This window comes from Pseudomonas sp. GW821-FHT04C07, from assembly GCF_059420325.1.
In genome coordinates this window covers 124,924-134,389 of sequence record NZ_JBWKTM010000014.1, presented here as the reverse complement: position 1 = coordinate 134,389, position 9,466 = coordinate 124,924, and the positions used below count along the sequence as shown (strand labels likewise).

Genomic DNA, 9,466 nt, shown 5'->3' with positions numbered 1-9,466 from the left:
GGTGCGTGTAACGGCTTAACTTACCGGCATCAGGGCAAGCCTACCGTCGAATTGATGGGGGCGAATGGGTGTCCGGTTTCATTAGACCACTACAAATGGGAGCTAATGGTTATCGGTTGAAACGTTCGGCCAAGCTGTGCAGATACTCGACTATGCGCTCAAGATCCTGGCTGATCCGACCCCTTGCCTGGCCGATTTCGTTGACCGTGTCGGTCATGTGCCCCCTGCCGTTATCCAAACGTTTCCGACTCCGAAAGCGAGCTCAGTAGATAACCGTTCAACGACCCGGAAATCACCTCAATCGACCCTCGACAACAGCCACCGAATAACTCGCGGTGTCCATCGCCAGCTCTTCCTCCACCAGTGCCTCCAGCAAGGCGGCTTGTGCCTCGTAGCGCAGGTCGTGATTAAGCTTTCGTGAAGCGTGCATCTGATCAAGCAGCACATGGGTCACTTGATAAGGAGTGCTGACTCTCAAGCGCCCCAGCCAGACGGGAATTTTCTTTGCAGCTTTACCTTGCCTGGTACCCACGACGCCCATCGTCTTATCCGAAGGGGTGTTTTTTGAAACCGCTACTATCTCTTCAAACACATCGGTCAGCTTCTTTAATACATAGCCAAGAATCAAATCATCGAAGGCTTCCAAAAACGTATACCCCTTCGCTTCGTGAAGTCATATTTCCGCTAAGTACACGTACCTGCCATCATTACATTACGCTTTATTCGATGTGCGTTACTCGACGTTTTCTAACAGCTCCGCCTTCCTTAAACAACATGACGCCTGAAGGCATTCAGGCGAATACAATCAAATATTACCGACCATTTATAACAATCAACCCTCCAAACGCAGACATAAAAAAATGGCCGCACCGCTGCCAACGCCAAGACGACGCATCAACTTTTTAACTTAACGGTGTGTTGAATTCCCGAGTTACTTCACAACTGGTGCAACACATGAAGTATGTAGGCGATATTACGGAACTGTTTAGAAGTCTTGGCACCCGCACAGGGAGTTACCAGAAAATACAACCAAACTATAAACACTTCAAAGATGGCCTGATTACACCGACTCTGGAACCACCAAGCGGGTGCTTACAGCTTCCTCCTGGCGCACCAGCCAACACGGGTGAGATCGCGGTCAACTCGCACCGCTCGGATTTCATTGGCGAGGACGAACGCTACCGGTAGATGCTGTCTCGACAACAACGGCACTTTCGATCAGCCCACGCAGGAATACCAGAATCATCCGCCCTGACGGATCAGGCTGAGTGCTCACTCTTTGCAGGGCCAGTCCATGGGTCAGCGCCATGAAGGCCGCGGCCAGTTCGTCCGGCGCGGCAGGGGGAATGCGCCCGAGTTGACTGAACAGCTGGCTGACAACGCGACCAATCTCGGTCCGATGCTGATCCCAGACCTTCTGGTATTCAACAGCGAACGTCGAACTGCGGTTGGCATGTAACTGCAGTTCGATGGACAGCATGCACCAGTCGGCATCGTGGTTGAGCGTGGAAGCCCAGGTCTCCAATCCTGCGAGCAGCTGTTCCGGCGTTCGCCCGTCACTTTCCATGACCGTGGAAAGTTGCATCGCTTCGGCTTCCATGTGCCGGCGCAAAAGCTCCAGCAGGACATCCTCTTTGCTGGAAAAGTTTGAGTAGAAGGCGCCTTGCGAATAGCCGGCCCGATCCGCGAGATCGCGGATCGATGTGCCGCCATACCCGTTCGATACAAACAGGTGCTGCGCAGTTTCGATCAGGCGTTCACGTGTCTGGGCCCGGCTTTCCTCGCGGGTCAGGCGTTTTCTTGCGGTCTGTGGGTTCATGCGCAAAAAGATATCACATGAACTTTGGGTATCAAACGATGCTTTTGCGCAGGGGGCATAGCCGGATATTGGTATCGCCCGTCAGGCGGACGACACACCAACCCGGGGTCGACTCCGGCAACCCGCTGACAGCCTCCCCGGAAAATTCAGATATCACTTGATATCTGTCATTACACTTCGCTACATTTAAAACTCAAATGGACTTTGAAAATCACTCGACATGCAAAATACCAAAAAATTGAAATCCGCTTTCGTTACAGGCGCTACCGGACTACTCGGCAACAACCTTGTGCGCGAGTTGGTCGCGCGCGGCTTCTCCGTCAAGGCACTGGTCCGCTCACAGGCCAAAGGCCGGCAACAGTTCGCCGGGCTGGCGGGGGTTGAGTTGGTGGTCGGCGATATGGCGGACGTGTCTGCCTTCTCCAGGACGTTGCAAAGGTGCGATGTGGTGTTTCACACCGCCGCCTTTTTTCGAGACAACTACAAGGGGGGCAGCCACTGGAAGGAACTCAAACGCATCAATGTGAACGGGACACAGCGGCTCATCGAGCAGGCTTACCGTGCCGGCATCCGGCACTTTATCCAGACTTCATCCATTGCCGTGCTGAATGGGGCTCCGGGCCGACCTATCGACGAGACCTGCCTGCGTGAGTTGGCCGATGCCGACGACTACTACCGCAGCAAGATACTGGCCGACCAGGCCGTGCTGTCGTTTCTGGAGCACCATCCAGACATGCATGCCAGCATGGTGCTGCCTGGCTGGATGTGGGGCCCCGCGGACATCGGACCCACCTCATCGGGGCAATTTGTCAACGACGTGGTTCTTGGCAAATTGCCAGGTCTGGTGCCCGGCAGTTTTTCCGTTGTCGATGCCCGGGATGTAGCACTGGCGCATATCGCGGCAGCAGAGCGCGGGCGAAGCGGAGAGCGCTACCTGGCAGCAGGCCGCCATATGACGATGCGGGAACTGGTGCCCCTGCTGGGCAAAATAGCAGGCGTCAAGACCCCGACGCGTGATGTGCCTTTGCCCCTGCTGTACACCTTGGCGACACTCCAGGAACTCTACGCGCGCATCAGCGGCAAACCTGTCCTGCTCAGCCTGGCGACTGTACGGCTGATGGTCAAGGAAACCGGGCGCAGCCACTTCAACCATACCAAGAGCGAAAACGAACTCGCACTGAAGTTCAGACCGTTTGAGCAAACAGTTGCCGATACGGTCGCCTGGTATCGCAGCCATGATTGGCTACCGAAGGTGACGGCATAAGTCCGGGCATGATGTGGTGGTGTCAGAGTACCGGTGTTCGATCTGCAGCCCCATGAACTGCCGCCAATGCCTTGACCGTGATTGGCCCGGGGCCTCATGAGGCTCCCGGTCTATCGATAACCCCGTGCCTGCAAGTCAAACAACTGCGCATAGCGCCCGCCAGCCGCTACCAGGCTGTCGTGATCGCCCCGCTCCAGGATCGTTCCCTGGTCCAGCACGATGATGTGGTCTGCATTGCGCACACTGGAGAAGCGGTGAGAAATCAGCAAGGTCATGCGGCCTTGGGTGTGCCGGCTGAAATGCTCGAACACCGCCGCTTCCGCTGCCGGGTCAAGTGCCGAGGTCGGCTCATCCAGAATCAGGATATCGGCGTTGCGGCGCATATAGGCGCGGGACAAGGCGATCTTCTGCCATTGCCCGCCGGACAGTTCCTGCCCACCGGCAAACCATCGTCCCAATTGCGTGGCATACCCTCGATCCAGATGTTCGATGAAGGGTGCGGCCATGCCCTCGGCGGCGGCTTCCTGCCAGCGTGTTTCATCGTCAAAGGCCAAGGTGTCGCCCACACCGATGTTCTCGCCCACGGAGAATTGGTAGCGAATGTAGTCCTGGAAGATGACGCCGATGCGCCGACGCAGCGCGTCCTCTTCCCAGCCCTGCAAATCGCTGCCGTCCAGCAGAATGCGACCCTGATCGGGGCGATACAAACGGGTCAGCAACTTGATGAGCGTGGTCTTGCCCGAACCGTTCTCACCCACCAGTGCCACACTGCGACCCGGTACAAGGTGCAGGTTGATGCCCTCCAGAGCGGCCCGACTCGCCCCCGGATAGCGGAAACCGACATTCTCGAAACGCACCCCGTCACCGGGCACGACGCCCACGCTCAGGCCACCGGTGTCCACCACCACGGGTTCGGCGAGGTACTCATAGAGGCTCGAGAGGTAAAGCCCGTCTTCATAGAGACCGCTGATGGCGCTCAGACTGCTGCTTACCGCAGCTTGCCCCTGCTTGAACAGCACCAGGTACATGGTCATCTGCCCCAGGCTGATGTTGCCGTGGACGGTATCGACCACCACCCAGGCATAGGCCAGATAAAACGCCCCCGTCCCCAGCAGACCGAGTACAAATCCCCAGCCATCCCGGCGCAGGGTCAGGCGCCGGTCTTCGGCGTAGAGACGGGTGAACGTGTCTCTGTATCGCTGCAACAGCAGCGGGGCAAAGCCAAACAACTTGACCTCTTTGATGTAGCCCTCGTGGGAGAGCAGCGTCTCGATGTAATTCTGCTGCCGACTCTCCGGCGCACGCCGGGTGAACAGACGAAAAGCATCGCCGGAGAAATGTGCTTCGGCGAAAAACACCGGCAACGCACCGACCACCAGCAGCACCAGCGCCCAAGGCGAAAAATGCACCAGCAACAAGCCGAAGCTGATCAGCACAATCAGGTTCTGGATCAGCCCCAGCGACTTGATCACCAGCGCCAACGGCCGGGTCGAGGCTTCGCGCCGCACCCGGACCAACTTGTCGTAAAACTCGGAGTTCTCGAACTGCACCAGGGACAAGGTCTGAGCCTTCTCCAGAATCATGGTGTTGACCTTCTGCCCCAACTGCACCCGCAACAACGACTGCTGCACCGAGAGTGCACGCTGGGTCCCGGACAGTAACGCGAGCACACCGGCTTCAAACAGTACATAACGCACAGCGGGCCACAACGGCGCGCTGCCCTGCCGGGCGTGCAACTGCATGGCGGTCACCACCGCATCGACGATGCGCTGTCCCAGCCAGGCCGCCAACGCCGGAAGCACCCCGGCAATCAGCGTCGCCAGCACCAGCCCCAGAAACAGCCCGCGGGACGTTCCCCAGACCAGCAACAAGGCACGTCTCGCCTGGTCGAGCAACGAGGCGAAACGGTCAAGAACAGGCATAGGGCGATGGACTCGGCTGAGGATGGGAGATGGGTGTGTCGGGTTCGTTGATCATGACAATGCACCATGGTACTTCAGCTCGACAACGGGGCGCTTCAGCTAACGCGCGTGTCTGCAGGTGGGGCGATAAGCCTCAGCTCATCCATAGAAAAAACATCTAAAAAAATGCACCCGCACACCGCGATTTAGCGCTTTGCTACTGGGGGCCAACGCCCATCGGAATTCGCGGACAAACCCAACGTCCAGCCGATGCACCCACCATTGCCGGGAGCAGAACATGAAAATCAATCCCTACCTGATCTTCAACGGCGACTGCCAAGCCGCCTTCACTTTCTACGCCCAATGCCTGCCAGGCAAGATCGAAGTCATGATGACCTTTGGCGAAAGCCCGGCTCGCGAGCAAATTCCAGCGAACTGTCACAACCTGATCATGCATACCCGCCTGCTGGTCGGCGATCAGGCAATCATGGGTTCGGATACCACACCCGATCGCCCCACTAACGGTATGAGCGGTTGTTCGATCTCGTTGAATGTCGACAGCGTTGCCGAAGCAGAGCGGATCTTTGCTGCGCTGGCGGACAAAGGGACAATTCAAATGCCGCTGGAAGCCACCTTCTGGGCGGCACGCTTCGGAATGCTGGTTGATCGCTTCGGTGTGTCGTGGATGATCAATTGCGAAAAGGATCAGTGAACCTGGTTTCAGTAATTAGATAAGGGGACGACCTTCATCGGTCGCTCCCCTGCCACACCACCCGGCTGCGGGCCGGTGTACCGAAGGGTTCATTTGTTTCGAAAACCCTAGTTATCAATCACCCGTTGCAAATGAATCGCCAACTCCGTGGCAAACCGCCGCTCCGGCGTCTCGACATCAATGCCGAACAGATCCTGAATCCGCGACAGGCGATACCTGAGCGTCGTCACGTGCACTCCCATTGCATCAGCACAGGCCTGACTGCGGCAGCTTTCCCTCAGGTAGACGGTCAGTGTCTCGAGGTAAGGCGTGTGGTGTTTGCGGTCATGAGCCAGCATGGCACCGACGCTTTCATTGACGAAGGTACGAATATCTTCACCGCCTACCGCCGCCATGAAGATGGGTATCGGTCCAAAGTCCTGATCGGAGATCGGGCCATTGCGGCCGAACGAACGAGCAATATCGATCAGCCGCCTGCAGCGTTCCCAGGCGGCGGGGTAATCGGTCAGCATCCTGCAGACGCCGCTGGCCAGCAGAATCGGCTCGGCCCCCAGGTAGTGCGCCAGGTCATCGGCAATCTGGCGCTGGACCTTGGCCAGCCGCTCCCGGCCCTTCTCGCCTTCCGAGGGCACCAGGCACACCAGGCCATTGTCGACGATGATCACCGTTGAGTGGATCGCCGCCCGCGCCAGGATTCGTGCCACGTTGTGATGCAGGTTCTTCGACTCTTGGGCCTTGCCGCCGTAATCGATAATGATCATTTGCTGCGCGGTGCTGAAGCTGATGCCCAGGCGCTGCGCCCGCTGCTGGATATCATCGGCGTCGCGCCAGCGGCCTTCGAGCACCTCGAACAGCAGTTCGGTCTGGGTTCGGGTTTCGAAGCGAAAGCGGATAAAGCTGCGCATCATCTGCACGCTCAAGGCGAACCTGGCGCTTTCCAGCATCAACAGATCCAGCTCATTGACCCGCTGTGCTACAGGGAACAGCACCAGTGCCCCCACCAGCTCGTGATCGACCATCAGCGGCTCGATCTGCGCCCGCAGGGTGAACTGACGCTGGCCGTCGTCGAGGAACAGATTGACCGTACTCCTGAGCGCACTTCTCAAGCTTTCATGCGCGGCCCTGGAGATCTGCACACTCAGCACGCCGGCGACCGCCGCCTGCCAGGCAATGTCATCGAACAACGCCGTATCCGGTGAGCGACCGGCCACCACCTGATTAGCGGTAAAGTCCACCGCAATCACCGGGTTGGGTAACTGGTTACCGACCATCAGCGACAGCGACGTCACGGAACCGCCGCCCAGCACGTGCTCCAACAAGGTGGTATGCACATGCAACGCCTGCTGCATGCGTTCGGCTGCGCGGCGCTCGGCTTCCAATTGACGCTGACGCTCCACCGCGATGGCGCCCAGATGGATGATCATGCCGAGGAACACCCGGTCTTCCTCTGACACGTCCATGATCGTGCGGGAAATCACGCTGAGTACCATGGGCCGACCATCGAAGTCGGTGCAGTTCATCGGCATCACCATCACCGTACGGTAATCGCGCTCCAGGGATTCGCTGCGATACCCGGGGTACTCGCATTCACGTACGTCGCGGATAAACACCGGCTCATTGCGCTGTAAGGCGGTCATCACCGGGCTGGATGACAGCTCCCAGCAATCCACCAGGGGCCGCTGCACCAGGGTCGGGTCATGGCGGGCAATGACGTGGCCAAAGCCGGCCTCCATATCAATGGCCATGATTGAGCTCATGGTCCAGTGGGTGTGACGACAACTGGCGTAGACCAACTGGTGCAGCATCGATTGCAGATCGCCGCCGGAGTTGATCTGGCTGGCCACATCGCGCAACGACAGTATCTGCATTTCTCGATTCAAGGCGCTCACCTGAACATGAAGGTCACGGCAGGAAACTAGCCTGCCAGGCCGGCCTGATACTTGCTCCGGTTCCGAGCAATGTCCAGCTCATTTGCACTGCTGAACCACGGAAGACTCTGTTTCCCTTTGCTCCTAGCCTAAGGCCATAACCAACAGCCACATGGGCGACGAGTCATCATGAATCTAGAGAATCTGGGCGTCAGGAAGTATTCCACCTTTATCGAGCAAACCTTTATCGAGGGCGGCAAGGACGCCGGCAAGCCAATCACCCTGATCGTCGTGGCCGCCGTGCTGAAAAACCCCTGGGCCGGCCAGGGCTTCGTGGAAAACCTGCGCCCGGAGATCCTGCGCCTGGCCCCGGGCCTGGGCCATGAGCTGACCCGCCGCCTGATTGCGCTGATGCCGGGCGACCAGGTCGAAGCCTTTGGCAAGGCCGCCTGCGTCGGGGTCAATGGGGAAATCGAGCACGCTTCCGGGCTGATCCACACCCTGCGCTTTGGCAACCTGTTCCGCGAGGCGGTGCAAGGCACGGCCTACCTGAGTTTTACCAACACCCGCAACGCACCCGGTGCCCTGCTCTCCCTGCCGATGGTGCACAAAAGCGAAACCGGCAAGCGCTCGCATTTTCTCACCGCCAATTTCCAGATCGCCGATGCGCCAGGGCCGGACGAAGTCCTGATCGCCATCGGTGCCGCCGACGGCTCGCGCCCGCACCCGCGTATTGCCGACCGCTATCAGGACATGGCGGAGATGGAAGCGGAAAGTCCAAAGGACTGAAACACCCCCTTCGAACCGCAGCAAAACTTCTGCTGCGGTTGCTCTTGATCGACGCAAGCCCAGCGGTTTTCTTCCCCGTAGGCTTGCTGCAAACCATAAGAAACACGCCCTTAAAAACAGGAGTACTCCGATGCCGAGCACCATGGTCAGCGCCAACGTTGCAGCCGTCGATCCTGGCGCCTTGCGTCAGGCCTTCGGCACCTTCGTTACCGGGGTTACCGTCATCACCACCCATGACACCGAGGGCAACCCACGGGGCATGACGGCCAATTCGTTTACCTCAGTCTCCCTTGACCCGCCGCTGCTCCTGGTGTGCGTCGGCAAGTCGGCGGCCAGCTACGCCTCGTTCGCCAGCACAGAACACTTCGCCGTCAACTTGCTGCATGAAGGGCAAGTGGACGTCTCGGGCACGTTTGCCTCCAAGTCACCGGACAAGTTTCACACCGTCAACCACGACAAGGTCCACACCGGCGCGCCGATTCTCACCGACAGCCTGACCTGGTTCGATTGCACCGTGGACCAGCGCATCGAAGCCGGCGACCACCTGGTGCTGATCGGCCAGGTCCGCGCCTTCGGCACCAGCCCCAAGCTGCCGCTGTGTTTTTGCCGGGGTCGCTACGCCAACATCCAGGACCCGCTGCCGGCCAGTTGGCTGGACTCTCACAAGATGATCATCGGCTACCTGATCGAAGCCGGCGACGCGATTCTGTTCCGCGCCGATGGCAAAGGTGGCTGGACCCTGCCCGTGGCGGGCAAGCGCAAAGGCTTCATTGACGCGGGCCAGAGCGCCCTGCCGATCGAACTGGAATCGACCTTTCTGTACTCGGTGTTCGATGTCGACGACACCGACCCCGGCTACCTGATCTACCGCGCCCAACTCGGGCAACTCGATGCCAAGTTGCCCGACACCCTGCGTTTCTTCCCCCTGGACGACTTGCCCATCGAGCTGATGCCGGTCAACGAATTGCGTTCAGTGGTGCGCCGCTACGCCCGCGAGCGCCAGAACCAGCAATTCGGCATTTACACCGGCTCCGCCGCCAGCGGCCGGGTGGCAATGATCGAAAACACCCCGCTGCCACGCGCAGCACTGGCCCACGAATCCCTTTGACACGC

The 9,466-nt window shown here is 58.9% G+C and carries 8 protein-coding genes; 4 read left to right on the top strand and 4 right to left on the bottom strand.

Translation table 11 applies throughout. The features are described 5' to 3' along the window. Positions 1-292: 292 nt before the first annotated feature. On the bottom strand, positions 293-646 hold the full coding sequence (locus tag AC07UI_RS23715; RefSeq protein WP_494994788.1) for a hypothetical protein: 354 nt from the start codon (positions 644-646) through the stop codon (positions 293-295). Positions 647-1,159: 513 nt separating this feature from the next. After that, a complete protein-coding gene (locus AC07UI_RS23710; RefSeq protein WP_494994787.1) occupies positions 1,160-1,819 on the bottom strand; it encodes a TetR/AcrR family transcriptional regulator in 660 nt (219 codons plus the stop codon). A gap of 238 nt (positions 1,820-2,057) precedes the next feature. Between AC07UI_RS23710 and AC07UI_RS23705 the strand changes: the two genes are divergently transcribed. Next, a complete protein-coding gene (locus AC07UI_RS23705) occupies positions 2,058-3,083 on the top strand; it encodes an SDR family oxidoreductase (RefSeq protein ID WP_494994843.1) in 1,026 nt (341 codons plus the stop codon). A gap of 110 nt (positions 3,084-3,193) precedes the next feature. On the opposite strand, the gene AC07UI_RS23700 is transcribed toward AC07UI_RS23705, so the two are convergent. Next, on the bottom strand, positions 3,194-5,005 hold the full coding sequence (locus AC07UI_RS23700) for an ABC transporter ATP-binding protein (RefSeq protein WP_494994786.1): 1,812 nt from the start codon (positions 5,003-5,005) through the stop codon (positions 3,194-3,196). A gap of 277 nt (positions 5,006-5,282) precedes the next feature. Between AC07UI_RS23700 and AC07UI_RS23695 the strand changes: the two genes are divergently transcribed. Next, entirely contained in the window at positions 5,283-5,696 is a 414-nt protein-coding gene (locus AC07UI_RS23695) for a VOC family protein (protein ID WP_494994785.1), read from the top strand. 107 nt (positions 5,697-5,803) lie between these two features. Here AC07UI_RS23695 and AC07UI_RS23690 read toward each other — a convergent pair whose 3' ends face one another. Continuing rightward, complete coding sequence (locus AC07UI_RS23690; protein WP_494994784.1) at positions 5,804-7,585, bottom strand: helix-turn-helix domain-containing protein; 1,782 nt, start codon at positions 7,583-7,585, stop codon at positions 5,804-5,806. A gap of 168 nt (positions 7,586-7,753) precedes the next feature. Here AC07UI_RS23690 and AC07UI_RS23685 point away from each other — a divergent pair, with 168 nt between their 5' ends. Together AC07UI_RS23685 and AC07UI_RS23680 are read left to right on the top strand one after the other, a co-directional pair. After that, positions 7,754-8,353 (top strand): amino acid synthesis family protein, encoded by a 600-nt coding sequence (locus AC07UI_RS23685; protein WP_494994783.1) that lies wholly within the window; start codon positions 7,754-7,756, stop codon positions 8,351-8,353. A 130-nt stretch (positions 8,354-8,483) separates the two neighbouring features. Beyond that, positions 8,484-9,461 carry a flavin reductase family protein gene (locus AC07UI_RS23680; RefSeq protein ID WP_494994782.1) on the top strand — a complete coding sequence of 326 codons (978 nt, stop codon included), beginning with the start codon at positions 8,484-8,486 and terminating at the stop codon, positions 9,459-9,461. Positions 9,462-9,466 lie beyond the last annotated feature (5 nt).